Origin of the sequence: Brevibacillus brevis, assembly GCF_001039275.2 — a bacterium.
Classification (GTDB): Bacteria; Bacillota; Bacilli; order Brevibacillales; family Brevibacillaceae; genus Brevibacillus; species Brevibacillus brevis_C.
Genome location: NZ_CP030117.1, coordinates 5,784,390 through 5,809,530, shown reverse-complemented (window position 1 = coordinate 5,809,530; position 25,141 = coordinate 5,784,390). Strand labels below are relative to the sequence as shown.

Annotated in this window: 29 protein-coding genes; 26 read left to right on the top strand and 3 right to left on the bottom strand. The window is 43.7% G+C overall.

Features of this window, described 5'->3' with window-relative positions; genetic code table 11:
- Nucleotides 1-21 precede the first annotated feature (21 nt).
- From AB432_RS27635 to rfbD, 14 genes are all read left to right on the top strand, one after another.
- Entirely contained in the window at nucleotides 22-447 is a 426-nt protein-coding gene (locus AB432_RS27635) for a sugar 3,4-ketoisomerase (RefSeq protein ID WP_048035023.1), read from the top strand.
- On the top strand, nucleotides 437-1,147 hold the full coding sequence (locus AB432_RS27630; protein ID WP_235617567.1) for a class I SAM-dependent methyltransferase: 711 nt from the start codon (nucleotides 437-439) through the stop codon (nucleotides 1,145-1,147). Before AB432_RS27635 ends, AB432_RS27630 begins: the two co-directional genes overlap by 11 nt.
- Before the next feature lie 13 nt (nucleotides 1,148-1,160).
- Nucleotides 1,161-2,102, top strand: coding sequence for an ATP-grasp domain-containing protein (locus AB432_RS27625; RefSeq protein ID WP_048035022.1), 942 nt, complete (start codon nucleotides 1,161-1,163; stop codon nucleotides 2,100-2,102).
- A 16-nt stretch (nucleotides 2,103-2,118) separates the two neighbouring features.
- On the top strand, nucleotides 2,119-2,790 hold the full coding sequence (locus AB432_RS27620; RefSeq protein WP_048035021.1) for an HAD family hydrolase: 672 nt from the start codon (nucleotides 2,119-2,121) through the stop codon (nucleotides 2,788-2,790).
- Nucleotides 2,768-3,859 carry a DegT/DnrJ/EryC1/StrS family aminotransferase gene (locus tag AB432_RS27615; RefSeq protein WP_048035020.1) on the top strand — a complete coding sequence of 364 codons (1,092 nt, stop codon included), beginning with the start codon at nucleotides 2,768-2,770 and terminating at the stop codon, nucleotides 3,857-3,859. Before AB432_RS27620 ends, AB432_RS27615 begins: the two co-directional genes overlap by 23 nt.
- 10 nt (nucleotides 3,860-3,869) lie before the next feature.
- Nucleotides 3,870-4,946: a glycosyltransferase gene (locus tag AB432_RS27610; protein ID WP_048035019.1), complete on the top strand. Its 1,077-nt coding sequence runs from the start codon at nucleotides 3,870-3,872 to the stop codon at nucleotides 4,944-4,946.
- A 97-nt stretch (nucleotides 4,947-5,043) separates the two neighbouring features.
- Nucleotides 5,044-5,391 carry a flagellar protein FlaG gene (flaG, locus tag AB432_RS27605; protein ID WP_048035018.1) on the top strand — a complete coding sequence of 116 codons (348 nt, stop codon included), beginning with the start codon at nucleotides 5,044-5,046 and terminating at the stop codon, nucleotides 5,389-5,391.
- A gap of 11 nt (nucleotides 5,392-5,402) precedes the next feature.
- On the top strand, nucleotides 5,403-6,899 hold the full coding sequence (gene fliD / locus AB432_RS27600; protein WP_048035017.1) for a flagellar filament capping protein FliD: 1,497 nt from the start codon (nucleotides 5,403-5,405) through the stop codon (nucleotides 6,897-6,899).
- Between the two features lie 12 nt (nucleotides 6,900-6,911).
- Nucleotides 6,912-7,289, top strand: a complete 378-nt coding sequence (gene fliS, locus AB432_RS27595) for a flagellar export chaperone FliS (RefSeq protein ID WP_048035016.1) — start codon at nucleotides 6,912-6,914, stop codon at nucleotides 7,287-7,289.
- Nucleotides 7,290-7,299: 10 nt separating this feature from the next.
- The gene (locus tag AB432_RS27590; protein WP_048035015.1) at nucleotides 7,300-7,659 is read left to right on the top strand and encodes a flagellar protein FliT; all 360 of its coding nucleotides are present in this window, start codon (nucleotides 7,300-7,302) and stop codon (nucleotides 7,657-7,659) included.
- Nucleotides 7,660-7,859: 200 nt separating this feature from the next.
- A complete protein-coding gene (locus AB432_RS27585) occupies nucleotides 7,860-8,600 on the top strand; it encodes a sugar phosphate nucleotidyltransferase (RefSeq protein ID WP_048035014.1) in 741 nt (246 codons plus the stop codon).
- 16 nt (nucleotides 8,601-8,616) lie between these two features.
- Nucleotides 8,617-9,162: a dTDP-4-dehydrorhamnose 3,5-epimerase gene (gene rfbC / locus AB432_RS27580; RefSeq protein ID WP_048035013.1), complete on the top strand. Its 546-nt coding sequence runs from the start codon at nucleotides 8,617-8,619 to the stop codon at nucleotides 9,160-9,162.
- Nucleotides 9,163-9,176: 14 nt separating this feature from the next.
- On the top strand, nucleotides 9,177-10,187 hold the full coding sequence (rfbB, locus tag AB432_RS27575) for a dTDP-glucose 4,6-dehydratase (protein WP_048035012.1): 1,011 nt from the start codon (nucleotides 9,177-9,179) through the stop codon (nucleotides 10,185-10,187).
- A 12-nt stretch (nucleotides 10,188-10,199) separates the two neighbouring features.
- Nucleotides 10,200-11,054: a dTDP-4-dehydrorhamnose reductase gene (gene rfbD, locus AB432_RS27570; protein ID WP_048035011.1), complete on the top strand. Its 855-nt coding sequence runs from the start codon at nucleotides 10,200-10,202 to the stop codon at nucleotides 11,052-11,054.
- Between the two features lie 12 nt (nucleotides 11,055-11,066).
- Here rfbD and AB432_RS27565 read toward each other — a convergent pair whose 3' ends face one another.
- Nucleotides 11,067-11,243, bottom strand: coding sequence for a putative motility protein (locus tag AB432_RS27565; RefSeq protein WP_082196010.1), 177 nt, complete (start codon nucleotides 11,241-11,243; stop codon nucleotides 11,067-11,069).
- A gap of 152 nt (nucleotides 11,244-11,395) precedes the next feature.
- Between AB432_RS27565 and AB432_RS27560 the strand changes: the two genes are divergently transcribed.
- From AB432_RS27560 to AB432_RS27540, 5 genes are all read left to right on the top strand, one after another.
- Entirely contained in the window at nucleotides 11,396-12,205 is an 810-nt protein-coding gene (locus AB432_RS27560) for a motility protein A (protein ID WP_048035010.1), read from the top strand.
- Nucleotides 12,198-12,983: an OmpA family protein gene (locus tag AB432_RS27555; protein ID WP_048035009.1), complete on the top strand. Its 786-nt coding sequence runs from the start codon at nucleotides 12,198-12,200 to the stop codon at nucleotides 12,981-12,983. Before AB432_RS27560 ends, AB432_RS27555 begins: the two co-directional genes overlap by 8 nt.
- A 288-nt stretch (nucleotides 12,984-13,271) precedes the next feature.
- On the top strand, nucleotides 13,272-14,063 hold the full coding sequence (locus AB432_RS27550; protein WP_048035008.1) for a basic amino acid ABC transporter substrate-binding protein: 792 nt from the start codon (nucleotides 13,272-13,274) through the stop codon (nucleotides 14,061-14,063).
- 88 nt (nucleotides 14,064-14,151) lie between these two features.
- Nucleotides 14,152-14,826, top strand: a complete 675-nt coding sequence (locus AB432_RS27545) for an amino acid ABC transporter permease (protein WP_047069746.1) — start codon at nucleotides 14,152-14,154, stop codon at nucleotides 14,824-14,826.
- An 81-nt stretch (nucleotides 14,827-14,907) separates the two neighbouring features.
- Nucleotides 14,908-15,105: a cold shock domain-containing protein gene (locus tag AB432_RS27540; RefSeq protein ID WP_048035986.1), complete on the top strand. Its 198-nt coding sequence runs from the start codon at nucleotides 14,908-14,910 to the stop codon at nucleotides 15,103-15,105.
- Nucleotides 15,106-15,179: 74 nt separating this feature from the next.
- Here AB432_RS27540 and AB432_RS27535 read toward each other — a convergent pair whose 3' ends face one another.
- Nucleotides 15,180-16,232, bottom strand: coding sequence for an HD-GYP domain-containing protein (locus AB432_RS27535; RefSeq protein ID WP_048035007.1), 1,053 nt, complete (start codon nucleotides 16,230-16,232; stop codon nucleotides 15,180-15,182).
- A gap of 208 nt (nucleotides 16,233-16,440) precedes the next feature.
- On the opposite strand from AB432_RS27535, the gene hpf reads away from it, so the two are divergent.
- From hpf to prfB, 4 genes are all read left to right on the top strand, one after another.
- Entirely contained in the window at nucleotides 16,441-17,004 is a 564-nt protein-coding gene (hpf, locus tag AB432_RS27530) for a ribosome hibernation-promoting factor, HPF/YfiA family (protein ID WP_048035006.1), read from the top strand.
- Nucleotides 17,005-17,202: 198 nt separating this feature from the next.
- Nucleotides 17,203-19,722: a preprotein translocase subunit SecA gene (gene secA, locus AB432_RS27525; protein WP_048035005.1), complete on the top strand. Its 2,520-nt coding sequence runs from the start codon at nucleotides 17,203-17,205 to the stop codon at nucleotides 19,720-19,722.
- Nucleotides 19,723-19,967: 245 nt separating this feature from the next.
- Nucleotides 19,968-20,429: a hypothetical protein gene (locus AB432_RS27520; RefSeq protein WP_048035004.1), complete on the top strand. Its 462-nt coding sequence runs from the start codon at nucleotides 19,968-19,970 to the stop codon at nucleotides 20,427-20,429.
- A 114-nt stretch (nucleotides 20,430-20,543) separates the two neighbouring features.
- Nucleotides 20,544-21,657, top strand: a protein-coding gene (prfB, locus tag AB432_RS27515; protein WP_113732290.1) for a peptide chain release factor 2 whose coding sequence is annotated in 2 segments (ribosomal slippage) — nucleotides 20,544-20,624 and nucleotides 20,626-21,657 — 1,113 coding nt in all. Because the reading frame shifts where the segments join, the coding sequence is not laid out codon by codon here.
- Here prfB and AB432_RS27510 read toward each other — a convergent pair.
- Nucleotides 21,647-23,083, bottom strand: a complete 1,437-nt coding sequence (locus tag AB432_RS27510) for a PAS domain-containing sensor histidine kinase (protein WP_048035002.1) — start codon at nucleotides 23,081-23,083, stop codon at nucleotides 21,647-21,649. The two genes, prfB and AB432_RS27510, sit on opposite strands and share 11 nt — an antisense overlap.
- 143 nt (nucleotides 23,084-23,226) lie before the next feature.
- On the opposite strand from AB432_RS27510, the gene AB432_RS27505 reads away from it, so the two are divergent.
- The 3 genes from AB432_RS27505 to argC all read left to right on the top strand — a co-directional run bounded on the left by AB432_RS27505 (nucleotide 23,227) and on the right by argC (nucleotide 25,139).
- Entirely contained in the window at nucleotides 23,227-23,496 is a 270-nt protein-coding gene (locus AB432_RS27505; RefSeq protein WP_047069739.1) for a YciI family protein, read from the top strand.
- Nucleotides 23,497-23,572: 76 nt separating this feature from the next.
- A complete protein-coding gene (locus AB432_RS27500; RefSeq protein WP_026043384.1) occupies nucleotides 23,573-23,962 on the top strand; it encodes a c-type cytochrome in 390 nt (129 codons plus the stop codon).
- A gap of 136 nt (nucleotides 23,963-24,098) precedes the next feature.
- On the top strand, nucleotides 24,099-25,139 hold the full coding sequence (gene argC / locus AB432_RS27495; protein ID WP_048035001.1) for an N-acetyl-gamma-glutamyl-phosphate reductase: 1,041 nt from the start codon (nucleotides 24,099-24,101) through the stop codon (nucleotides 25,137-25,139).
- The last annotated feature ends 2 nt before the right edge of the window (nucleotides 25,140-25,141 follow it).

Sequence of the window (25,141 nt, the reverse complement as noted above, 5' to 3'; positions counted from 1 at the left end):
ATGGTATAAGAGGAGAAAAATATGAGAATAGAATTGCTGGATTTCCAAAAATTAGGCGATTACCGCGGCTCATTAATCGCAATTGAAAATAATAGAAATATACCTTTTGATATAAAGCGTATTTATTATATGTTTGGAACAAAAATAGAGATGCGACGTGGTTGTCATGCTCACCGAAAATTACAGCAAGTTTTAATATGCATGTCGGGTTCGTGCAATATTAGTTTGGATGATGGAATAAAAACACAACATTTAGTTTTGGATGATCCTTCAAAAGGATTGTATCTCAGTGGCTTAATTTGGCGTGAACTTTATAATTTTAGCGAGGATTGCATTGTAGTAGTTTTAGCTGATGATTTCTATGATGAAGAAGAATATATTCGAGATTACTCAGCGTTTATCAATTTATCGAACTTGATTAACGGGAGTGGTAGTTGTGATAAATGAAAAACAAAAGCTGGATCAAATTGCCGAAGATAGTTGGTACGCAAAAGGCGCTAATGCTGAGACAATAAAGTATTCAGCGAAAATTATATCAAGGTTTTTGAGAAAAGGGGATATTCTAGAGTTAGGACCAGCAGAGGGCTTAATGACAAGTTACATTGATAAGTATGCATATTCATTAACGCTTGTTGATGGATCTTCTGTTTTTTGTGATGTTCTTCGCCGAAAGTACCCACATGCTAAAGTTATATGTTCTCTTTTCGAGGAACTGGAGTTGGAAGAAAAATATGACTATGTTCTGCTAGGTCATGTATTAGAACATGTTGAGAATCCAATAGCTATACTTATGCATATTAAAAAGTTTTTAAAACCAGATGGAAAAATTATCGCAGTTGTCCCAAACTCCCACAGTGTACACAGACAAGCAGCTGTTCTTATGGGATTACTGGAGAAAGAAAGTTCTTTGAATCCTACAGATATTCACCACGGTCATAGAAGAGTATATAATCCAGCAATGTTTAGGGAGCATTTTTTAACAGCAGGCTATCAAATAGAACAATTTGGTGGGTACTGGTTAAAACCAGTGTCTGATAAACAAATTGAACAAACTTGGACACAAGAAATGTTAGAAGCATTTTTTCAACTGGGTGAGTTGTACCCAGATATTGCCGCAGAAATATATATTATTGCAACTGTGAAGTAGTGGGGATGGAACAATGAAAAAAATATTAATAACTGCTGGAGGGACAGCAACAGCTTGGCACCTCTCTACATTAATCAAATCAAGGTTTAAAGAGAATTTTAAACTATATATATGCGATACTAACCCTAGACATTTAGTTCCTTCGGCTCAATTAGCCGATTATTTTAAGCAGGTTCCTTCTGTTATGTCAACAGGTTATAGAGAATATATGATAGATTTCTTAAATGATAATAATATTGATATTATTGTCCCTTTAATTGACCACGATATTCACATCTTTAATACTGACGATCAAGATCTTTTAAAGATAAAAGTGCTTTCTACAGGTATAACAAAAGGTACCAGTACACTATTAAAGAATAAAGCAGTATGGACAGCATTTTTGAAAGAACAAGGAATATCTGTACCGAAAACATATACAAAAAACATTGTCGAGCAGAATTCATTGTACATAGTTAAACCCGTATTAGGGTTTGGAAGCCGCGATGTAAGAAAAGTGGCAAAAGATGAAGTGGATTTTTATAAGAACGATGAAAGATATTTAGTACAGGAAATTTGTAATGGACCAGAAATAACAGTAGAGGTTTTTCAAAATGATGGGATTATAAGAAGTTTATGTAGAGAGAGAGTGGAAATTAAATCAGGGGTATGTACAAAAGCGAAAATTTGGTTTGATAGGGAGCTTCATGAGTTAACAAAAAAGATATGTGGAGTAATCTCCTTACCAAAAGCGTTTTGTTATCAGGTTATGAAAAATGAGAACAATCAGTGGGTAGTTATTGACATAAATCCACGACTTGGAGCGGGTACATCTATGAGTACCACCTATGGATGGTCTCTTGCCTCAGCTTTTTTAAGTATTCATGGAAACTTACCCTATGATCCGTTAGGCTTTTTAAAATATCAAGATTCACCTAAATATGTCCTTCGTGTGTACGAAGATTTACTTATTTAAGGGGAAGGAGATATTTATGAAACTTGATGTCCTTTTTTTGGATTTTGATGGCACGGTAATGGAGGATAAATTTAGGCATTACGAATGTTATTCTCAAATAATGGAAAATTTCCGTTGCAAACCATTAGATTTAGATGTGTATTGGAATTTAAAGAGAAATAAGCGAAGTCTGAGAGATATTTTGAAAAAATCAAATTTCACCGAAGAAGAAACTATTTTTTATCAAGAATGGGTAAAGCGTATTGAAACAAAGAAGTACTTGAAATATGCGCAACTAAAGCCAAAAGTTAAAGAAACTCTTATCGAGTGGCGAAAGTTATGTCACAAGATTATTTTAGTTAGTATGAGAAGTTCACTTGAAAATCTAGTATGGCAGACTAAAAAAGAAAGTTTGTACGAGTCCTTTGATGAGATACGAAGTTGCTCTCCTTTTATCAAACACGGAAAATACAATATTCTAAGTGAGTATTCCTTTTCTACTGGTATTTTTATTGGCGATAGTGAGGAAGATATGGTTCCTGCAAAAATGCTTGGACTTAAAACTATAGCAGTAACGAATGGGATTAGAGATAAAAAGTATTTGATAGCTGATTACTATGCCGAAGAATTGTTTGATGTTGAATTGGAAAAAATAATAAAACTATGTACGCAAGAAGGGGAAGAGTATGATTCCATTTCTGGATCTTAAGGCAATTAACGCTCAATACGAGATGGAAATAGAAAGAGAAATTAAAAAAGTAATATCCTCTGGATGGTATGTGTTAGGTGAGGAGGTACGTCTTTTTGAAAGAGAATTCGCTGATTTTTGCGGTTCAAAGTATTGTATTGGAGTAGCAAACGGGCTTGATGCACTGACTTTAATTCTAAGGGCATATGGAATTGGTTACGGAGATGAAGTTATTGTTCCCGCAAATACATTTATTGCTACAGTTCTAGCAGTTTCGGCAGTAGGAGCAAAACCAATATTAGTAGAGCCAGATCCTAAGAGTTATAACATAGATCCAGATCAAATAGTAAATAACATTACACCTCAAACCAAGGCTATTATTCCTGTACATCTTTATGGCCAATTAGCAGAGATGGAACAGATTTTACAGATTGCGAAAACATATGGTTTAAAAGTAATTGAGGATGCAGCACAGGCTCATGGAGCGAAAATAAAGGAAATTAGGGCAGGTTCTTTTGGAGATGCAGGTGCGTTTAGTTTTTATCCGGGTAAAAATTTAGGCGCGCTTGGTGATGGCGGAGCCATAACTACAAGTGATGATTCATTAGCTGAGAAAATTAGAATTCTTAGGAACTACGGTTCTATTAAGAAATATGAAAATATAGAAAAAGGCGTAAATAGCAGACTAGACGAAATACAAGCTGCTATTCTTCGGATTAAATTACGAAATTTAGATAGTGACAATGAATTAAGAAAGAATGTTGCAAAATGTTACCTAGATAACATTCATAACCCTCAGGTTATTCTTCCAAATATAGTCCGAGATGATCGTTCTCATGTTTGGCATCTTTTTGTTGTTCGTTCAAAACGGAGAGACCAACTTAGATCGTATTTAATGGAGAATGGGGTTGAAACGTTAATTCATTATCCGATTCCACCACATAAACAATTAGCCTATTCCGATCTTAATCATATGGAATTGACAATAACTGAAGAAATTCATAAAGAAATACTAAGTCTACCTATCAGTCCAATAATGAATAAAGAGGATATAGAGAAGGTAATATATCTCGTCAATCATTTCGTTTAGGGAGGTACGTATGCTTCGAATTACTTTGTCAATTATAACCAAAAATGAAGAAGCAAAAATTAAAAGATGCCTCGATAGCGCCAATGTAATCGTAGACGAAATCATCCTCGTAGACACGGGTTCCACCGACAACACTAAGCAAATCGCCATTGAATGTGGTGCAAAAGTCTACGATTTCCCTTGGACAGGTAGCTTTGCTGACGCACGCAATTACTCCCTTGAGCAAGCAACAGGAGATTGGATTCTGGTATTGGATGCAGATGAGTACCTGGCGCCGGGTTCTGCAGATGCAATTAAAGAATTCATTTCAGGACCTCCAGCTATCGGACGTATCAGCCAACTAAGCAATTATTTGGATAACGGAGAAATTCGCTATGAGAGCGTACCAATATCTAGATTATTTCCAAAGGGTGTCTATTACACGGGGAGTATCCACGAGCAAGTTGTCTCCGATTTGCCTCATCGAATGACTTCGGTAACCGTTTATCACGATGGTTACTTCGAAACAGATAAGACAGGTAGGAATATCCCGTTGCTGGAAAAAGAACTTCAGAAAGACGGGAATAACCCCTACCTGCTCATGCAATTGGCAAGAGAACATAAAAACAAACAGGATTATGTACAAGCAGACTATTTCTTCTCTCAAGCTTATTTATATGCAACCAAGCTGGAAGGTTATTATCCCAAACTGGTTGTGGAATATCTCTATAACTTGATGAAAATCGGCAAGCTAGATACTGGTTATACAGTAATTCAAGCGGAACAGAATCAGGATCAATTGTCTAATTTCCCGGATTTTCACTTTGCGCTAGGGATGTTTTATATGGATTACGTTCTAAGCAATACTGCTGCTCACATTGATAAGTTACCCAGGATTGAAGCCTCGTTCCACAAATGCTTGGAACTGGGAGACAGAAAAGAGTTCGGCGGAATTATTGGCGCCGGGTCCTTTCTAGCAGCATACAATCTTGGGGTTTTCTATGAGGTAATTGGAGATCACAAGAAAGCAGTTGAATACTATCATTTTTCGGCGGAACATGATTACCAAAAGGCAAAAGAGCGTTTGAGCTCACTGATAAACGGGTAAAGCCTTATAATGGAATTTTTTTCGCAAGATCGTAAATGAATCTATCTTTTTTTCCGATATCTGTAGTAAGAATACTTTCTTATTGGAGGTAGGAAAAATGGATATCGGAGTAACCTCTTCACTGGGCAGAACATCTGCTAAAACGGACGGAGGTCAAGCTCAGGCAGAGGCTACAGTAAAGCCGATGCGACAGACAGAAGTCGTAGGGGAAAAAGCTGTTTCCAAGGAAGAGCTAAGCAAAGAGATTGACGGTATAAACAAATGGCTCCAGACGACAAACACCCATGTTAAGTTTACATTGCATGAAAAATTGAATGAGTATTATGTACAGGTCATCAACGATCAAACACAAGAAGTTATCCGCGAAATCCCTTCCAAAAAAATGATGGATATGGTCGCCAAAATCCATGAAATGGTCGGTTTACTAGTGGATGAAAAAAGATAGGGGTTGAGATTATGCCAGCGATACGTTTTAGTGGGATGGCTTCAGGTTTAGACACTGAGAAAATGGTAAAAGAATTAATGAATGCCCGGAAGGAACCAATGAATCGATTGATTCGCGAAAAGCAGGTTACAGAGTGGAAACGCGATGCGTACCGCGAAATGAACAGCTTGCTCATGGATCTGCGTACATCGGTAGATTCACTTCGTTTTTCAGCCAGCTTTAATAAAAAGAAAGCTGTGTCTGAAAATGATGGGGCTGTGGCAGCCAATGTAGTAGGTAACCCGACACAAGCATCTTATTCTGTGAAAGTTGTGGGATTGGCAGAGGCTGAAATGCCTGCTTCGATGGCTATCGAACTTGATGCGAGTATTAAAGATACAACGACAGCAATTGGCGGAGGTACTTTAAATCTTACTATTAATGGCAAGGCAGTAACTGTCAATGGGTCAGAAACGCTTGACCAAGTCATTGCAAATATCAAAAAAGAAACAGGAATGGAAGCTACCTTCTCTGGGGGTAAGTTATGGATTACCTCTACTCCGGGGATGGCATTGAATAGCAATGGTGACAAGGCCTTTTCTTTTACGGCAAGTGGAGATACTAGCAAGCTGAAGGCGCCAGCCTCTGCAATTTCTTCAGATAGAACCGGAAAAGAAGCAGAAGTGGTTATCAATGGTGTTACTTATACATCAAAAACTAACAAAATCACGGTTGACGGAGTAGAATTTACCCTGAAACAGCCTGGCGCCGCAATTAGTGTTAACAATCAGATTGACGAGGACAGTTTATTCAACACCATCAAGGGTTTCGTCACCAAGTACAACGAAACAATTGCAAAAATTAATGAAAAAGTTTCGGAGAAAAAGAACAAGGGTTATCAACCTTTGTTAGATGAGGAAAGGGAATCACTTCCAGAAAAAACAGCGGAAAAGATGGAAGCGATGGCCAAGAGCGGGATGCTCCTGCGTGATTCCATTTTACAAAACGGTCTGGATAGTATGCGCAGAGCGCTCAGCATACCACTCGGTGGAACAGGAGTAAATACTGCGTTCGATACACTTTCTGAGATTGGGATTGGTGGACCTCCTAATGGAAAGTATGCGTATCAAGAAAACGGAAAGCTTTACATCGATGAGAACAAACTCCGTGCGGCGATCCGTAACAATGGGGAAGAGGTAACTAAGCTGTTTACCAGCTTCAGCAACGATCCGGCTGATAATGAAGGTACGAAGTATCAAAAGAGCGGGGTTGCAGAACGATTATACAAAGATTTAACGAGAGTGATCGATAGAGTAACGAAAGAAGCGGGCAGTTCTACCTCTGTTACTGATGACAGTTTTCTTGGCAGGAAAATGAAAGGCGAAGAAGACGAGATCAGACAATGGAAAGATCGCTTGACAATGATTGAAAATCGCTATTACAAGCAATTTACTGCAATGGAGAAGATGATGTCCAAAGCACAGTCACAAGGCAGTTGGTTTGCCCAAATGTTGGGTAAATCTCAATAAGGAGAGATGTAGATGTTACAAAATGCGGCACAGACATACCAGACGAATCAGGTAACGACCGCTACTCCTTCTGAGTTGACATTGATGTTGTACAATGGAGCAATCAAATTTTTAAAACAAGCAAAATCATCTTTGGAAGAACGTAACTATGCAAAAGCCCATGAATTTTGCTTGAAAGTCCAAAATATCTTGTATGAATTGATGTCTTCACTGAAAAAAGAGTATCCTATTTCTTATGAGTTTGACAAAATGTACGATTACATGTTGCGTAGAACAGTGGAAGCAAACATGAGAAAAGACGTAGAGATTTTGAGCGAAGTCGAGGATCTATTCATTCAGTTCCGTGATACCTGGAAAGAAGCCATGGTATTGGCGAAAAACCAGGGATGAGGAATATGTGATGGAGCAAAGAATGGACGAACTGTTGGGGAATTTGTATGAGAAGACGCAATCCCTTGCTCTGTTGGTAGAGAAAAAAGATTCAGATGTTGATCAATGGATGGGCTACCTTGACGAACGAGAGCAGCTTATGCAAGATATCCAAGCACTCGTCCAAGAAGGGTTCATTTTTACCGCGGATCAAAAGGAACAACTTCTTCAAATGAGTGAGATTAACGCGAGAATCTTGCCACAGATGGATCTTCGTAAACAGGAATTGACGCAGAAGATTGGAAATATCCAGCAGAATAAAGCTGTCCGACAGTTTTATAACAGTGAAGGACCTTCTGGATATGGAGCCTTTTTTGATCAAAAGAAATAGGAAATGATTATACATCTCTTGGAAAAGCTGTTGAAATCAATTTCACGGCACTTCTTTCCAAGAGGTGTTTCTTTTTCTGAACACGAACAAATTCAAGTGCAGTATCGTCGACATTTAGACGATATAACAGGTAGGTAAACATTTTAAAGTAAGCAAATACATTCATAATAGAAGTCTTAACCATGAGAGGAGATTATAAGATGAAAGGCATTATTCTAGCAGGTGGAACAGGAACACGTCTTTTTCCTCTAACCAAAGTAACCAATAAACACTTACTACCAGTTGGTAAATACCCGATGATTTACCACGCCATCTATAAATTAAAACAGGCGGGAATTACCGACATTCTCATTGTTACGGGTAGAGAACATATGGGGGACGTCGTAAATTTGTTAGGCAGCGGTTACGAGTTTGAGGTTTCGTTTACATACAAGGTACAGGATCAGGCTGGGGGAATCGCTCAGGCTTTGGGCCTGGCAAAGGATTTTGTAGGGGATGACCTGATGACGGTTATTCTTGGGGATAACGTGTTCCAAGATGATATTTCTCCGTTTGTTCAAAACTATATCCAACAAGGTGGCGGAGCGAAGATTTTGCTGCAACAAGTTCCAGACCCAAAAAGATACGGTGTAGCTGAATTGTACGGTAACCAGATCGTATCTATTGAAGAGAAGCCCCAAGAACCAAAGAGTGAGTATGCGGTCACAGGTATTTATATGTTCGACTCTAGCGTGTTTGATATTATTCAAACATTAAAACCGTCAGGACGTGGAGAGTTAGAGATTACAGATGTGAACAACGAATATATCGTCAGAAAACAATTGACCTATGATATCCTAAATGGATGGTGGACGGATGCAGGAACCCACCCTTCTTTGCAAAAAGCGAATCAACTAGCATATGAGCTAAATTTTGGGGAGTGCTTTGGTATTTTGAAATAAACGTTGGAGGATCATGATGAAAATTCATACTACAATGTTTGACGAGGTTTTCATTTTGGAGCCACAAGTTTTTGGTGATCACCGAGGCTACTTTATGGAGAGTTTTCATGCTGATAAATTGGCCGAGGTTGGGATAAGGCATTCATTTGTTCAGGATAATCAATCTCTTTCTGCCACAGCGGGTACAATCAGGGGACTGCACTATCAATTGTCACCTAAAGCACAAGCCAAGTTAGTTCGTGTTTTATCAGGAGCGATATTAGATGTAGTGGTAGATATTCGGAGAAAATCGCCTACCTATGGCAAGTCCATACAAGTATTGCTTAGTGAGGAGAACAAGCAGCAATTATATGTCCCGGAAGGCTTCGCGCATGGCTTTTGCACGTTAAGTGATAACACAGTCGTTTTTTATAAGGTAAATGAATATTATTCACCGGAACACGATCGAGGAATTCTTTGGAATGATCCTGATTTAGGAATTGAGTGGCCTGTAGAGACTCCTATTCTTTCAGAAAAAGACACCAAACATCCTCGATTACATCAAGCAGAAAATAACTTTTAGTAAGGAGTTATTGTATGAAGATACTGGTTACGGGCGGAGCTGGATTTATCGGAAGCAATTTTTTGCATTATATGCTTGCAAAATATCCAGAATATGAGTTCATCACTGTAGACAATCTTACGTATGCCGGGAACCTTGAGAATTTGCGAGACGTAGAAAGCTGCTCGAACTATCAGTTTGTTCATGGTGATATTACTGACCGAAATCTTGTGAATCAGCTTGTTTCACAAGGAATGGATATCATCGTGAATTTTGCTGCTGAATCCCATGTGGATCGAAGTATTACACAACCCGATTTATTTGTGAAAACCAATGTGTTAGGGACACAAACTCTCTTGGATGCGGCAAAGCAGTTTCAGGTTCAAAAATACGTACAGATTTCGACAGATGAGGTATATGGTTCACTTGGACCAACAGGATTGTTTACAGAAGAGACACCGCTTGCTCCGAATAGTCCATACTCGGCAAGTAAGGCTGCAGCCGATTTGTTGGTACGCGCCTACCATGAGACGTATGGACTGGCGGTCAATATTACGCGTTGCTCCAATAACTATGGTCCGTACCACTTCCCAGAAAAGTTGATACCGCTCATGGTCATACATGCTTTACGCGGCAAACAATTGCCTGTGTATGGGGATGGATTGAATGTGCGGGATTGGCTGCATGTTAAGGATCATTGCGCTGCGATTGATCTTGTTATCCATCGCGGACGTTCTGGAGAAGTCTATAATGTTGGTGGTAACAATGAATGGACGAATATCGATATCGTCAAAACAATCCTGAAACAATTGGGGAAAAGTGAGGATTTAATCCAGTTCGTAAAAGATAGACCAGGGCATGATCGCCGATACGCAATCGACGCAACGAAACTGCGATCTCAATTAGGATGGGAACCAATATATACGTTTGAAAGCGGGATTGTCGAGACAATTGAGTGGTATGTATCGAATCAAAAGTGGTGGGAACGGATCCTGAATGGCCAATATCGAGATTACTATCAGCAACAGTACAATAAACTCTTGTAAGAGGTTTTGCTAATGAAGGTACTTATTACAGGTGGAAAAGGACAGTTGGGTGTAGATGTTACGTCGATATTCCAACAAAAGGGCCATGAGGTCTGGTCATATGGAAAAGACGAGCTGGATATAACATCGATTCAACAATTGAAACAAATAGTAGGTAGGATTAGACCAGATCTTATCGTCCATACGGCTGCTTATACAAAAGTGGACCAGGCCGAGGCGGATCGCGAGACAGCATTTCGAATTAATGCTTTAGGGACTCGGAATGTGGCAGTCATGGCTGACCAAGTCAATGCAAAATTGATTTATATCAGCACAGACTATGTATTTGATGGCAGGCAAAACCATCCATATGACGAGTTTTCACCCGTTAACCCCCAGACCGTTTACGGAAAGAGTAAATTGGCTGGAGAAGAGTTTGTTCAGCAATTGTGCAAACGATATTTTATTGTACGTACCTCATGGGTGTATGGACAAGCAGGTGCCAATTTTGTAAAAACGATGCTACAGCTTGCCTCCAAACAGTCTGAACTAACCGTTGTACATGATCAATTTGGCTGTCCGACATATACCGTTGATTTGGCTGCTTTTTTGACGAAACTTGCGGAAACGGAGTTGTATGGAGTTTATCACGCTTCGAATCGTGATAAATGCTCGTGGTACGAATTCGCAACAGCGATATTTGAAGAGACTGGAAGAGAAGATGTACGAATTACTCCTGTAACTACAGAGCAATTCAAGAGACCGGCACCGCGACCAGCATACTCTGTTTTTGATCACATGGCGATCAGGTTGAATGGATTTGAGCCCCTTCGTCCCTGGCGTGAGGCACTTCGTGAATTTTTGAAGGAATGGAATAAAAAAGGGTAGAGGCGATTGCCTCTACACCTTAACATCCAGCACCTTCCCCAACGAAGGATGCGGCGCCTGCGCTGCCTGAATGTTCTGCTGTGTCTTTGCAAAACCCTCCAGCATCGTAGCTGCCTGAGCTTGTGCAGTCTCTTGCACTTGTTTCGTTAAACTGATGTTGACCGCTTGTTGAAGTTGAATCGGACTCATGATGTTCACCTCTCAATCGGTTGCTTCTATTTACTATATCGGCATTGTCTCTAACTTCTATTACGACAACAATACATATGGCACTGGCTCTTTCCCACTCTTTGCTAAAATGGGTAAATTTAAATGGAACTAACCAGGAAGGTGAATCACTTGTGTCCACAAAACGCCGCTCACTCGTCTTAATCGGAGCCGTCCTCCTCATCTTCATACACGCGGTCTACCTAAACGGAACCCTATCGGACCTCCTCAACGTAACCGCCATCGAGCTAGTCGCGCTCTCCGTAGTCATGTCCTACGCAGTCAAACGCAAGCATCTCGACTTGAAAAAAATCTGGCGCCTGCTCATCCATGGCCGGCAAAGCAACGTCGAAGAAACAATCAAGCGCTTCTACTACTACGCGCTCGTCCAGAAGGAACAGGGCTATATCGCGCTCGAAAAGGAGCTGCAACAGGAACCCGATTCTTTTGTCCAACGTGGTAGCCTGCTGGCGATCGAGGGTGTTCCAGAAGAAGAGCTGCGCCTGATCCTGGAGAATGAGCTCAAGGGAGAGCAGTATCGTTACCAACAATCAGCTGGCTTCTTCCGCCTCATCAGCTTGTTAGCACCGGGGATGGGGCTAGTCGGTACGCTTCTGGGGATGACGGGCGTATTGAAGTCGCTCGAAGACATGGCCTTGACCGGACACAGTTTGAGCGCAGCGGTCGTAGCGACACTGTATGGCGCGCTCTTGGCGAACTTGTTCGCGCTACCATGCTACTACCGCCTGATGGATCTGTACGACCGGGAAATGTTTGAAAAGCGTCTTTTTATCGAAGGGTGTATCGGTCTCCAACGCATGGAGACACCACGCTTGTTGTTTGAAAAGCTCAACTCATTCTTGCCAGGTGACCAAAAGCTGGTGCTGATTAAAGAAGCAGGCAGCATGAAGGGCACGATTGAAAGGCAGGACCGCTATGCATGACGAACGGTTATACGACGAAAAAGAGCTAGAGAAAAGCTGGCTGCTCAGTTACAGTGACCTGATTACGCTGTTGTTCGTGATCGTGATTATTATCGCGGCGACGCAGACGAAGAGCATTCAGGCACAAAAAGAAGAGGTGCAAAAGGAAAAAGCGAGCTTGGAGCAGGTGCATGAGAGTCTCGACCTGCTCAACCTGCAAAAGCTGGAGCTGCAGCGAGAGGTCTACCAATTGGAGGCTCGCCAGAAGGAGCTCAAAGGCGAAAAAGAAGAAGAAGGCTCCGAGGACACCGTAAACGTGCCGAAGCCACCAATGGGCTTGACTGACTCGAGTGAGCGCGATATGGAGACGGTACGCAACCAGCTATCCTCCGCTTTGGCTGAACTGAATCTCGACTACGAGGAGACCGAAGAAGGCCTGCGTATCCGTTTGCCGGAAACGATCTTGTTTACGAGTGGTTCGGCAGACCTACAGGCCCAAGGCAAGCAAGTCGTCGGAACGGTAGCAGGGGTTTTGAAGCGCTTTGAGCACAAGGTGCGAATCGAGGGTTATACAGATGATGTGCCGATATCTCGCAGTTCCTACCAATCCAACTGGGAGCTATCCTCGGCGCGCGCGATCTCTGTCATGCGTGAAATGGTCGATGCTCACTCCTTACCAGCGTCTCGCTTTACAGTGGCAGGCTTGGGCGAATACAAGCCGCTTGTGGACAACTCCAACGCGGAGAACCGTGCGAAGAACCGCCGGGTAGAGATCGTGATTTTGGGGGAAAAAGAATAATTCATTATTTTCAGATAAAAGCAGGATTTTTATATGCAGGATAGAACTATATCCCGTATATATGAATCCTGTTTTTTTGCTGCTAGACCCACTTATTCTCCTCATTCGTTCCCCTTACTTTCGTACTAAAGTGGCAGAATATACAGGAAACAGTTATACCCAGCTTGTGCACAAGGTCATGTGGATAATGTGGATAACTCTGTGGAGAACGCAAAAAATCCGTGATTTTCATGTGGACATTACTGGGGACAAAATGGGCAGATAGAGAGACACAAGGGGGATTTCGAAATGCGTATCGGGACAAATTGGTTCAAATCGCTCGCGTTGGTCGTCGGTGTGGGGGTACTCCTCGCTGGCTGTGGATCGGGTGGTCAGCAAACGTCTGGCAGTGGCGGTTCGGGTGACAAGGTGTACGTAGTCGGTACAGATGCGGCATATCCACCGTTCCAAATGCTTGAGGCTGACAAGATTAGTGGCCATGACATCGATGTAATGAACGCGATCGCGGAAGCTGGCGGATTCAAGATCGAGTGGAAAAACACCGGGTGGGACCCGCTTTTTGATGGATTGGACAAAGGGACGGTTGATATTGGGATCTCGTCCATCACGATCACGGAGAAGCGCAAGGAGAAATACGATTTTTCGGACTCATACTTTGAAGCGAATCAACTCATTCTGGTAGCGGAAGATTCTCCAGTGACGAAGCTGGCAGATTTGAAAGGCAAGAAGATCGGGGTTCAAGCTGCGACTACGGGTGAAGAAGTGGTCAAAAAGGCGTTTGGAGATACGTACGAAGGCTTGAAAGGTTATGATGACATGCCATCCTCCGTCGATGACTTCTTTAATGGTCGGGTCGATGCAGTGATTGGCGACAATGGCGTTTTGTCATATTACGTGAATAAAGTAAAAGACAAGAAGTTTAAGCTGATTAAAGATGATTCCTTTGAAAAGGAATTTTACGGAATTATCGTGAAAAAGGGCAATGCCGATGCGATGAACAAAATCAACGACGGATTGAAAAAGATAAAAGAAAATGGAAAGCTGCAGGAAATTTACACCCAGTACTTTGGCAATAAGTAGGCAGCAAAATGGCCGGGTGCGTCCCTACGACGTAGCCGGCGTTTGTTCGCAACTTGGATTGCTGACATGAAGAAGGGAGGATTAGCCATTGGACTGGAGTGTCATCTACGACTACCGTGAATTGTTTATCCGAGGCATTATTAATACGATTTTACTAACAGCAGTGGCTACGGTTTGCGGAACATTTTTGGGGTTGTTCATCAGCTTGGGCAAAATGTCCTCCAAGAGAATCTTGCGTTGGACCTGTTCGATTTACGTAGAGCTGTTTCGGGGAACTCCGATGCTGGTCCAAATTTTGCTGATTCATTTTGCGGTGATTCCGTCGATTTGGGGTATTCTGTATCCGGGAGCGAGCAGCCCGGAAGCAATTTATTCAGGTTTCGTCGCGCTTTCACTCAATGCAGCTGCTTATATGGCGGAAATCTTTCGGGCTGGCATCCAATCCATTGATCCGGGACAGATGGAAGCGGCACGATCACTTGGCATGAACAAGGGCCTTGCGATGCGCCAAATTATCCTTCCGCAAGCGTTTACACGAATGCTGCCCGCAATCGGAAATGAGTTTATTGCTCTCTTAAAGGATTCGTCTCTTCTGGCAGTAATCGCGACACCGGAATTAAACTACGCAGCCATGAACGTAGCGAAAAGTACATTTGAGCGCTACCCCCCGTATTTAACAGAAGCGGCGGTTTACCTGGTACTTACGTTGTTCTTGTCCCGTGTAGTCGTGCGAGGACTTGAGAAAAAATATTCCACACGGTAATGAGCGTGTAGAATGATTCGCCTGAATTGGGGGAAGCTAGACTTGATTTTATTTTCACAAAAGAAAGGGTTGTGCTGTTTCATGCAAGGCAAAGTAAAATGGTTTAATGCAGAAAAAGGGTTTGGATTTATTGAACGAGAAGACGGTGATGACGTATTCGTCCATTTTTCGGCGATTCAGTCGGAAGGGTTTCGTTCGTTAGATGAGGGACAGGCTGTAGAATTCGACATTGTAGAAGGGGACCGCGGTCCACAAGCGGCGAACGTCGTGAAGTTATAAACGAAACAATAGCAAAATCCCCCTGGTTCCTTGAGTAGGACAGGGGGATTCGTTTTTTCAACTTTTCAACGCGTTTAACTGATCATTTTTTGAATGTGTAGGGAGCGCTGCAGTCTCAGGTCAATAAAATCATTACCTCTACGAACGAGAGGGCGCATAGGCTCATCTGTATGAATCATAATGATTTCGACGTGGTCGCCATTACTCAAAAGCGCATGGGAGCCGACGTAAAGCAAGATAATGTAATGAATAAAACGAGATACAATCATCGGATTTAACTGGCCTGAACAAGCTAGCTCCCACAGAACATTCGCTGCTTCAAAGGGAGAGGTTCCCTTCCGATACACGCGATCTGCGCATATCGCATCAAATACGTCTGCGACACTGATGATTTGGCATTCAAAAGGGATGCCATCTTTTTTTCGTCCGAGGGGATATCCACTTCCATCCCAACGTTCGTGGTGCATGAGAGCGCATTGTGCCAGCAAATTGTCGGCATCGTCCATGGTGCGCAGGAGCTCGTAGCCATATACGGTATGTTTTTTCATAATCGTATACTCTTCGTCTGTCAGGCGTCCTGGTTTGGACAGCAGCTCATCGGGAATTTTCATCTTGCCGACGTCATGGAGAAGACCTGCAAGGCCTAAAAAATGAACATCACGTTGCGGCAATCCTATGATTTTTCCGATTAAAGCTGCCACGATACCTACATGCAGAGAGTGGCGATACGTATAACCTTCTGTTCCTTCACTCAAATAAATGAAGCGCAGAAATCTCATGTGATGAAGAACTTGATCGAGCATAGGATGAACAGCATCGCTAAATTGTTGCAGTCGGGGGGTATCCCCATTTGCGAGCTGGTTAAATAAATACTCGGTTTTTTGTACGGCCATCATATAGGCCTTTGCAGCCTCTGTCTCACTCCAATGAAGGAGCGGAAAAGGCATTTCGGGTGCTTCCGAGTCAGTAGTAACGTGTACGGCTTCCACCTGATGAGCCTCTAGCAGTCGTATATCACTTAGGTGAAGGCTTGCACCAGCGGGTAGTAAAAGCAGACCGTACTCATTGTAGACGTCTTGAGCGAGCGTTGTTCCGATAAGTGAATGGGAAGGTTTAACCTCGGCCATGAGGATTCCTCCAGTGCGATGACGACCGCGATATAGGATTGGATGACTACCTGTCCTATTATAGCATAGGGAATCTAGTAAGTATTGGTAAAATAATGTCGGATATTGATGGTTTGTAAAAGATTTGCAAAGATTTTTTTAAGCTGAGTGGAAGGATTATTTACAGAAGTGGCGAATACGTATGTATAGACGGAAGGAGGTTGGAACCATGAAATTTAACATTCGTGGAGAAAACATTCAAGTCACCGCTGCACTTAGAGAATATGTCGAAAAGAAAGTCGGCCGTCTGGAAAAATATTTTGAAACTCCACAGCCTACAGAAGTACAAGTCACCATGCATGTACATCGCGGAGAAGGCACTATCGAGGTAACTATCCCACTGAGTGGGGTCATTATCCGAGCGGAGGAAACACACGAAGATATGTATGCTGCTATCGATCTGATAGTAGAAAAGCTGGAACGTCAGATTCGGAAACACAAAACGAAGCTGATGAGGAAGCTTCGGGTTGATTCGACAGGAAGAATCGCACAGCGTGAGAGTCAGCCAGTAGCAGTCATGATCCCGGATGTGGATGAGGATGATATCGACATAGACATCGATATTGTTCGAACCAAACGCTTCGATCTGAAGCCGATGGATGCACAGGAAGCGGTCATGCAGATGGATATGCTGGGACACAGCTTCTTCGTTTTCCAAAACAGTGACACCAATGACGTCAGTGTGGTGTATCGCCGCAATGATGGGCGTTACGGATTGATTGAACCAAAATAACGAAACTTTACACATTCTCATTCGTATAAGACTAGGGAGTTGCTATTGGCAACTCCCTTTACTTGTGTAGAGGATGCTCTATTTGATAAAATATCTTTTTAGAAAGTATTATTTTCGTAGAATCGGTATCCTTTTTTATTATCTGGACTCATGCCGGCTTGTGCATTTTGTTTGGCAGTATATGGAAGGGGTGTCCTCATGTTAGGACTCGTTAAAAAGATATTCGGCGATAGCAATGAACGTGAAGTAAAGAAAATGTTTAAGCGCGTAGAAAGTATCAATGCGCTGGAACCAACGATTAAGGCACTCTCGGATGACCAACTGCGGGAGAAGACAGCTGAGTTTAAGGCTCGCTTGGCAAATGGAGAAGAACTGGACAAAATCTTGAATGAAGCGTTTGCCGTTGTACGTGAAGCATCGATCCGTGTTCTGGGCATGCGTCACTTCGACGTCCAGATGATTGGTGGTATGGTTCTTCAGGAAGGCCGTATCTCCGAGATGAAGACGGGTGAAGGTAAAACGCTGGTTGCGACACTGGCGACATACCTGAATGCCTTGATGGGCAAAGGCGTCCACGTCGTTACCGTGAACGAATACTTGGCTGAGCGTGACTCGACCATCATGGGTAGGCTGTATAACTTCCTCGGACTGACAGTCGGTTTGAACAAGAATGGACTGAGCCCTGAAGAAAAACGCGAAGCATACGCGTGTGACATTACGTATGGTACGAACAACGAGTTTGGTTTCGATTACCTGCGTGACAATATGGTTTTGTACAAGGAACAAATGGTACAACGTCCGCTCTTCTTCGCTATCATTGACGAGGTGGACAGCATTTTGATTGACGAAGCACGTACGCCGTTGATCATCTCCGGTTCTGCTAACAAATCGACAGAGCTGTACTACATCTGCTCGCATTTTGTGAAGCGCCTGGAAGAAGAAAAGGATTTCACCATCGATGAGAAGCTGAAAATCGTCAATCTCTCAGATGAAGGTGTAAGCAAGGTTGAACAGGCATTCAACATCGACAACCTGTACGATACGGCACATATCACGTTGAACCACCACATTACGGCGGCGTTGAAAGCACAAGTGCTATTCAAGCGCGATGTCGATTATGTGGTACAGGAAGGCGAAGTTGTGATCGTTGACGAGTTCACCGGCCGTCTGATGGTTGGACGTCGTTACAGTGATGGCTTGCATCAAGCCATTGAAGCCAAAGAAGGTCTGCGTGTCCAAAGCGAGAGCATGACACTGGCGACCATTACCTTGCAAAACTACTTCCGTATGTACGAGAAGCTGGCGGGTATGACAGGTACAGCGAAGACGGAAGAAGAAGAGTTCAAAAAGATTTACGGTCTCGACGTTGTGGTTATTCCAACGAATAAACCCGTACAGCGTGTCGATTCACCTGACCTTGTTTTCAAAACAGAGGCAGCTAAATATCGTGCAGTTGTAAACGACATTGTCGAGCGACACAAAAAGGGCCAGCCGATCCTGGTAGGTACCATCTCTATCGAAAACTCGGAGCGCTTGTCCCAAATGCTGAAGCAAAAAGGCGTACCGCATAACGTATTGAACGCGAAGCAGCATGAGCGCGAGGCGGAAATCGTTGCACGTGCAGGTGTGTACGGAGCGGTTACCATTGCGACAAACATGGCGGGTCGTGGTACGGACATTCAGCTCGGCGAAGGTGTTGCGGATATAGGCGGTCTCCATATTATCGGTACAGAACGTCACGAGAGCCGTCGGATTGACAATCAGCTGCGCGGTCGTGCCGGTCGTCAGGGGGACCCGGGTTCATCCCAGTTCTTCCTCTCGATGCAAGATGAGCTGATGCGTCGTTTCGGTGCGGACAATATCATGAATATGATGGATCGCCTGGGTATGGAAGAGGATATGCCGATCGAGAGCCGCCTGGTTACTCGTGCGGTAGAATCCGCGCAGAAGCGTGTAGAGGGATCGAACTTCGATGCACGTAAAGGCGTTCTCCAGTACGACGACGTGATGAATCAGCAGCGTCTGGTTGTCTACAAACAGCGTAAAGACATCCTGGAACAGGAAAATCTCAGCGATGTTGCTTTGAATATGATCTACGCAGTGATGGAGCGTGCAGTGTCTCTGCATTGTCCAAAAGAAGAGGTACCAGAGGATTGGGATCTGCAAGCATTGGCCGATGCTGCCAATAATGGGTTCCTCCATGAAGAAACGATTACAGCTAAAATGCTGAAAGGCATGGAAGCAGAAGAAATTCTCGAGCTGTTAAAAGCAGAAGTTGATAAGCAGTACAAACAGCGTGAAGAAGAAATCGGCGAATCGATTCGCGAGTTTGAAAAAGTCGTCATTCTGCGTGCTGTCGACAGCAAGTGGATGGATCACATCGATGCGATGGATCAGTTGCGTCAAGGTATTCACCTTCGCGCTTACGCACAAAACGACCCGCTTCGTGAGTACCAGTTCGAAGGATACGAAATGTATCAAGGTATGCTGGCTGCTGTTCAGGAAGAAGTCGCTATGTATATCATGAAAGCCGAAGTCAGCCAAAACCTGGAGCGTCAGGATGTCATTCGCGGTCAAGGAATCGACCCGGACAACTTGCAAACATCCGGTCCATCTGATCGTCCAGATCCGGAGACCTCCGGTGATGCTGATCCGAAAAACCGTGCACAGCGTCGCGCTCAGGAGCAGGAACGCAAACGTCAAAATAAGAAACAATAAGCAAGAACAGAACATTCTTCTCGTATCGGCAAATTCGGTACGAGGGGAATGTTTTTTTCTTGCCCATTCCTAATGCCTTGACAGTATTCGTCCTCATCTATTCTTCCTCGTCTGATATTAACGATCTATTTGTCTAACACTGGTAGATGTGATCGAACGATTCAAGTGGTAATTATCTGAAAAATAAATAGAATCGTAAGTACAACACTTTTACCAAAAATTCACGAAGACGGGGGAATGAACAAATGAGAACGTCAGTGAACGTGATGGGGATACAAACGAAGAATATTATGGAGCGCATTTCCGTTACTTTAAAAGCAGTGCTAAAGACAGGAAAAGAAAATAAAAAAGTACAACTGATTGAAAAGGAGGAGGGATTTGAATTACCGAGAGTCATCTCAGCGCAAGATCCGGTCTTTGAGGACAAGCGACTGATAGAGGAAATTCCGGAGCCGAATTGGAATGAGGCCTTGATTGCACCGCCGAATGGAATGGTGGATCGGACGCGTGAAAGTCCGCTAGCCAAAAAATATCGAAAAACACACAACTGGAAGCGACAAGCCCTCATCAAGAAAGCCTACCAGCTGAAAACAAGCCAAGCTCGGCGTACGCATCTCTATTTGGTTACCGCACCGCAGGCGGAAAATAAACAACCACATGAAATCCGAGACCTCAGATCCTCGCCATCACCACCGGTGGCAACGTGACAAAGTGTAGCGGCGAAGTCCCTTTTCTAAACGTGACAAGCTGCCGTATTTGCGCATCTGGCAAATTACGTTACAATAAAACATAGCTTACGTAAAGAGAAGGTGATTCGCAACATGGCATTAATCGATATTGCGGACATCAAACAAGAGATGTCTAGCATGGCTAAGCGTTTAGCGGATATTAGGGGGTCTCTTTGACCTCCCAGTAAAACAGGAACGAATCGGTGAACTGGAAGAGCGCATGCTGGCACCCGATTTTTGGGATGACAATGATGCAGCGCAGAAGACAATCAGTGAACTGAATGCAATCAAAAGCCTGGTAGAGACGATGACCAAGCTGGATTCTCAGTACGAGGATCTCCAGGTAATGCTGGAGCTCGTTATCGAAGAAGGGGATACGTCCCTCATTCCAGATTTGTATGACAGTACGCAGGAGCTGCGGAAGTCATTTGAGAGCTTTGAGCTGGAATTGCTTTTGAGTGATGAATACGACAAAAACAACGCCATTCTGGAGCTGCATCCGGGAGCGGGTGGTACAGAGTCCCAGGATTGGGCGTCCATGCTTCTACGTATGTATACACGTTGGGGGGATGCCAAGGGCTTCAAGGTTGAAACATTGGACTATTTGCCTGGGGATGAAGCCGGTGTAAAAAGTGTTACTCTGCTCATTAAGGGCTACAATGCGTATGGCTACCTCAAATCAGAAAAAGGGGTTCATCGTCTTGTGCGGATATCTCCGTTTGATGCCTCTGGACGTCGTCACACATCGTTTGTGTCTTGCAACGTCCTGCCGGAGATCGAAGACGATAATGCGGTAGACATACGTACAGAAGACCTGAAAATCGATACGTATCGTTCCAGTGGTGCGGGTGGTCAGCATATCAACACGACTGACTCCGCTGTACGGATTACTCACTTGCCTTCTGGAATTGTGGTGACGTGTCAAACAGAACGCTCCCAGATTAAAAACCGGGAGCGTGCGATGAAGATGCTGACGGCACGACTGTTTGAGAAAAAACGGGAAGAACAAGAGAAAACGTTGGCCGCGATTCAAGGTGAACAAAAAGATATTGCATGGGGCAGCCAAATTCGTTCCTATGTCTTCCACCCATACAGTCTGGTAAAAGACCACCGGACGAATATGGAGGTAGGAAACGTTCAAGCAGTCATGGATGGTGATATTGATTCGTTTATCGATGCCTATCTGCGCGCGCAGATTAATCGTTAAACGAAACAGAAGGCTTCAAGGCTTTTGGTATGGAAATCGATACGGTGGTTCCTTTGCCGACATCGCTTGCGATGTTGATTGTACCGCCGTGATCGCGAATAATTTTTGTGCTTACCATTAACCCCAGGCCAGTTCCTGTTTCTTTTGTACTATAAAAAAGCTCTCCTAATCGGGGAAGTAGCTCGGCAGGGATGCCTTGTCCTTGATCGCTGATTCGGATGACAACATCGGAAGAGCGCTCTACAACCTTGATTGTGAGATTTCCACCTAACGGCATGGCTTCCATGCCGTTTTTTATAATGTTTATGAAGACTTGCTTGATTTGATATTCCTCACACAATATGAGGGACGTAACTTGCGGAAAATCAGTAAGAATGGATACATTTTTTAGAAGTGCTTGTGGTTCCAAAAGCTTAATGACAGACGAAAGCAATGGCAAAAGGCCGTTGGGAGCAAATCGCAACGCTTGCGGCTTGGCCATAATCAAAAGCTCACTGGTAATCGAAGTGATCCGCTCGATTTCCGATCGCATAATTTGCAAGTATTGCTGATTGGCGAACTCGTCCCCTTCCATGAGTTGAATAAACCCTTTCAAAGCCGTAAGTGGATTGCGAATTTCATGGGCGATTCCTGCGGCAAGCTCCCCTAGAACAGACAGCTTGTCAGAGTAACGAAGCAATTCCTCTGATTGCCGACGTTCTGTAATATCACGTGCTACAAAAACCGTGCTGAGAATATTACCGTTCGAACAAATGTCAGGTGTTCCTTTCACATCGAACAGCAACATTCTACCGTCTGGGTGCAGGTAATGGTACTCGGCGTCGAGTGTGATCTTCTGCTTCATCATTCGAGCAAAATCGCTCTTGGCGTTGGTTACTTGCTCAGGATGAATCAAGATCGAAAAATGCTGGTTGATCACTTGATCAATCGTGAGACCAGTAACCGCCTGAACAGAAGGGGAAGCGTAGGTAATAATTCCATCCACATTTACAATAAAAATCAAATCCATAATGTTTTCGGAGATTAGCCGAAAGTTCTCTTGCATCTGGTGAAGAGCCTCTTCCATTTTCTTTTGCTGCGTGACGTTTTTTGCAATGGAATAGCGACTGATGATTTCGCCGTTTTGAAAAATGGGAAAGCTGGAAGCGATAATTTCCACAACCTGCCCGCTTTTATGGAGCAACTGATAATGCTTATTTTTTCTGATTCCTGTAGAAAGGATTTGTTGTTGTTTCTTACTGTCGAGACCTTCTGTAGAAGCGAGAATTTCCCAAATTTTCATCCGCAGCAATTCTTGAGAGGTATATCCTACCAATGCTTCACCAGCAGCGTTTACTCCTGTGAATCTGCCCTGCATGTCGAACATGAAAACAGCGTCAGGATTGTTGTGGAAGAGAGATGTATATAACTGTATCTGCGTGCCCATACCTATCCGCCTCTCTGTTGCTACTTGCTACCTTTGAATCGTTCGCTGTAGAAAGGAAAAATCCTACCAGACCAAAGTCCGTATTCATAATTATGTTATACTTCATGAAAGAACAAGGTCATGAAAAAGGAGAGAAACCGTCCATGTTATATGCCGCATTTTTGCCAATCGTCAATCAAGAGCTGAATGCTCAAGTAAGACCTGCGCATCTTACGTATATCAATGATTTGTACAAGCAGGGAAAAGTGTTCATGGCAGGACCCTTCACAGATAAGCTTGGCGGATTGGTTATTTACAAAGCGGATTCTCTGGAAGAAGCTCGAAAATTGGCTGAAGCTGATCCAGTTGTCGTGGAAGGCGCACGGACGTTGGAGCTACGTGAATGGAGCCCGTTAGAGTTTCCTTTATCCTAAATGGCTATAGCAAGAATGAGAAGTGGTAGTCGGAGGCATACTTAGCGAAGAAATCCGAAAAAAGGAGGGAACAGCCTTGAAACGCATTCCACTCGTTTTAACAGCGGCTGTACTCGCATTCTCGCTAAGTGCCTGTGGTACCAGCAAGCAAACACAGCCACCAGCACAACAACCAGCAACAGAAACGCCGGCAGCTGAAAAACCAGCAACAGAAACACCTTCGACGACGCCATCTGGCAGCTATGATGCAGCAACTGCAGAAACTATGTTCAAAAATACCTGTGCAGGCTGCCACGGACAGACGTTGGAAGGGGCAGTTGGACCGAACCTGCAAAAGATCGGTAGTCAGTTGAACAAGGAGCAGATTCTGGGCATTTTGGAAAAAGGAAAAGGATCAATGCCTCCGGGTCTCGTCAAAGGAAAAGATGCAGAAAACATCGCTGCATGGTTAGCGGACAAAAAGTAAACAGGGCAACAAACCAGCGCTCGAGCAATCGGGCGCTTTTTTCTTTGGACGTAAAAAAGTTTTTCTGTTGTATTCTATGTGGATTTTTATTATTATTCATGTATAAAAATACAGAATGGAATAAAGGGGAGAGAGCATGGTTCGGGTCGGGATTGTTGGAGCAACGGGGTATGGTGGCGCGGAGTTGATCCGTCTTTTGGCTGGGCATCCGCATGTTGAGATTGCCAATTTATATTCAAGTTCATCAGAAGGAGAGAGCTTGGAAAAATCGTTTCCACATGCAGCGGGGCTCGGGTTGCCCACATTATCACCAATTGATGCAGACAGCATGAGCGGTGTGAACGATTTGATCTTCCTTGCTACGCCTGCGGGAGTAAGTAGCGGGCTGAGTCCAAAGCTGGTCGAAAAAGGCGTAAAGGTCATTGATTTATCCGGGGATTTTCGTCTGGAAAATGGTGCGGTTTACGAAAAGTGGTACAAACATGAGCCGGCCCCTTCCCAATGGGTAGAAACAGCCGTTTACGGTTTAACCGAGTGGAATCAAGAGAAAGTGGCGGGTGCCAGTCTCATAGCAAATCCAGGCTGCTATCCAACTGCTACGCTCCTCGCCCTGCTTCCGCTGGTGAAGACAGGCTGGGTGCAACCTAACAGTTGGATCATCGATGCCAAATCAGGTGTGTCCGGCGCTGGACGTGGAGTATCGCTCGGTGTTCATTACAGCGAGATTAATGAAAGCATTCATGCCTATAAAGTTGCGAGTCATCAGCATACACCAGAGATTGAACAGGAGCTGCAAAAACAAAGCGGGGAAGAGACACTTGTTCAATTTACGCCGCATCTGGTGCCGATGACCCGAGGGATTTTAGTCACGGCTTATGGACAACTAACGACTGATGTCACACAAGCACAAATCCAGGAGCTATACGAAGCTGCTTATGCGGATAAGCCTTTTGTGCGTGTACGTCTTGCAGGCAGTCATCCACATACAAAAGAAGTCTATGGCTCTAATTACTGCGATATCGCTATTCATGTTGATCAGCGCACGAAGCGTGTTATCTTGCTGTCGGTAATCGACAATATGATGAAGGGCGCAGCCGGTCAAGCCGTACAAAACATGAATGTCATGTTTGATTTGCCTGAGAAAACGGGCTTGCCGCTTGTACCCGTATACCCGTAGAG

Excerpts from the sequence above, each read along its gene's own strand:
- AB432_RS27610 (WP_048035019.1), top strand. The coding sequence starts at position 3,870 with ATGCTTCGAATTACTTTGTCAATTATAACCAAAAATGAAGAAGCAAAA.
- argC (WP_048035001.1), top strand. The coding sequence starts at position 24,099 with ATGGTTCGGGTCGGGATTGTTGGAGCAACGGGGTATGGTGGCGCGGAG.
- AB432_RS27620 (WP_048035021.1), top strand. The coding sequence starts at position 2,119 with ATGAAACTTGATGTCCTTTTTTTGGATTTTGATGGCACGGTAATGGAG.
- hpf (WP_048035006.1), top strand. The coding sequence starts at position 16,441 with ATGAAATTTAACATTCGTGGAGAAAACATTCAAGTCACCGCTGCACTT.
- flaG (WP_048035018.1), top strand. The coding sequence starts at position 5,044 with ATGGATATCGGAGTAACCTCTTCACTGGGCAGAACATCTGCTAAAACG.
- AB432_RS27550 (WP_048035008.1), top strand. The coding sequence starts at position 13,272 with ATGCGTATCGGGACAAATTGGTTCAAATCGCTCGCGTTGGTCGTCGGT.
- AB432_RS27555 (WP_048035009.1), top strand. The coding sequence starts at position 12,198 with ATGCATGACGAACGGTTATACGACGAAAAAGAGCTAGAGAAAAGCTGG.
- AB432_RS27625 (WP_048035022.1), top strand. The coding sequence starts at position 1,161 with ATGAAAAAAATATTAATAACTGCTGGAGGGACAGCAACAGCTTGGCAC.
- AB432_RS27510 (WP_048035002.1), bottom strand. The coding sequence starts at position 23,083 with ATGGGCACGCAGATACAGTTATATACATCTCTCTTCCACAACAATCCT.
- AB432_RS27505 (WP_047069739.1), top strand. The coding sequence starts at position 23,227 with ATGTTATATGCCGCATTTTTGCCAATCGTCAATCAAGAGCTGAATGCT.
- rfbD (WP_048035011.1), top strand. The coding sequence starts at position 10,200 with ATGAAGGTACTTATTACAGGTGGAAAAGGACAGTTGGGTGTAGATGTT.
- AB432_RS27535 (WP_048035007.1), bottom strand. The coding sequence starts at position 16,232 with ATGGCCGAGGTTAAACCTTCCCATTCACTTATCGGAACAACGCTCGCT.
- AB432_RS27635 (WP_048035023.1), top strand. The coding sequence starts at position 22 with ATGAGAATAGAATTGCTGGATTTCCAAAAATTAGGCGATTACCGCGGC.
- AB432_RS27520 (WP_048035004.1), top strand. The coding sequence starts at position 19,968 with ATGAGAACGTCAGTGAACGTGATGGGGATACAAACGAAGAATATTATG.
- AB432_RS27585 (WP_048035014.1), top strand. The coding sequence starts at position 7,860 with ATGAAAGGCATTATTCTAGCAGGTGGAACAGGAACACGTCTTTTTCCT.
- fliD (WP_048035017.1), top strand. The coding sequence starts at position 5,403 with ATGCCAGCGATACGTTTTAGTGGGATGGCTTCAGGTTTAGACACTGAG.
- rfbB (WP_048035012.1), top strand. The coding sequence starts at position 9,177 with ATGAAGATACTGGTTACGGGCGGAGCTGGATTTATCGGAAGCAATTTT.
- secA (WP_048035005.1), top strand. The coding sequence starts at position 17,203 with ATGTTAGGACTCGTTAAAAAGATATTCGGCGATAGCAATGAACGTGAA.
- AB432_RS27540 (WP_048035986.1), top strand. The coding sequence starts at position 14,908 with ATGCAAGGCAAAGTAAAATGGTTTAATGCAGAAAAAGGGTTTGGATTT.
- AB432_RS27615 (WP_048035020.1), top strand. The coding sequence starts at position 2,768 with ATGATTCCATTTCTGGATCTTAAGGCAATTAACGCTCAATACGAGATG.
- AB432_RS27590 (WP_048035015.1), top strand. The coding sequence starts at position 7,300 with ATGGAGCAAAGAATGGACGAACTGTTGGGGAATTTGTATGAGAAGACG.
- rfbC (WP_048035013.1), top strand. The coding sequence starts at position 8,617 with ATGAAAATTCATACTACAATGTTTGACGAGGTTTTCATTTTGGAGCCA.
- AB432_RS27565 (WP_082196010.1), bottom strand. The coding sequence starts at position 11,243 with ATGAGTCCGATTCAACTTCAACAAGCGGTCAACATCAGTTTAACGAAA.
- fliS (WP_048035016.1), top strand. The coding sequence starts at position 6,912 with ATGTTACAAAATGCGGCACAGACATACCAGACGAATCAGGTAACGACC.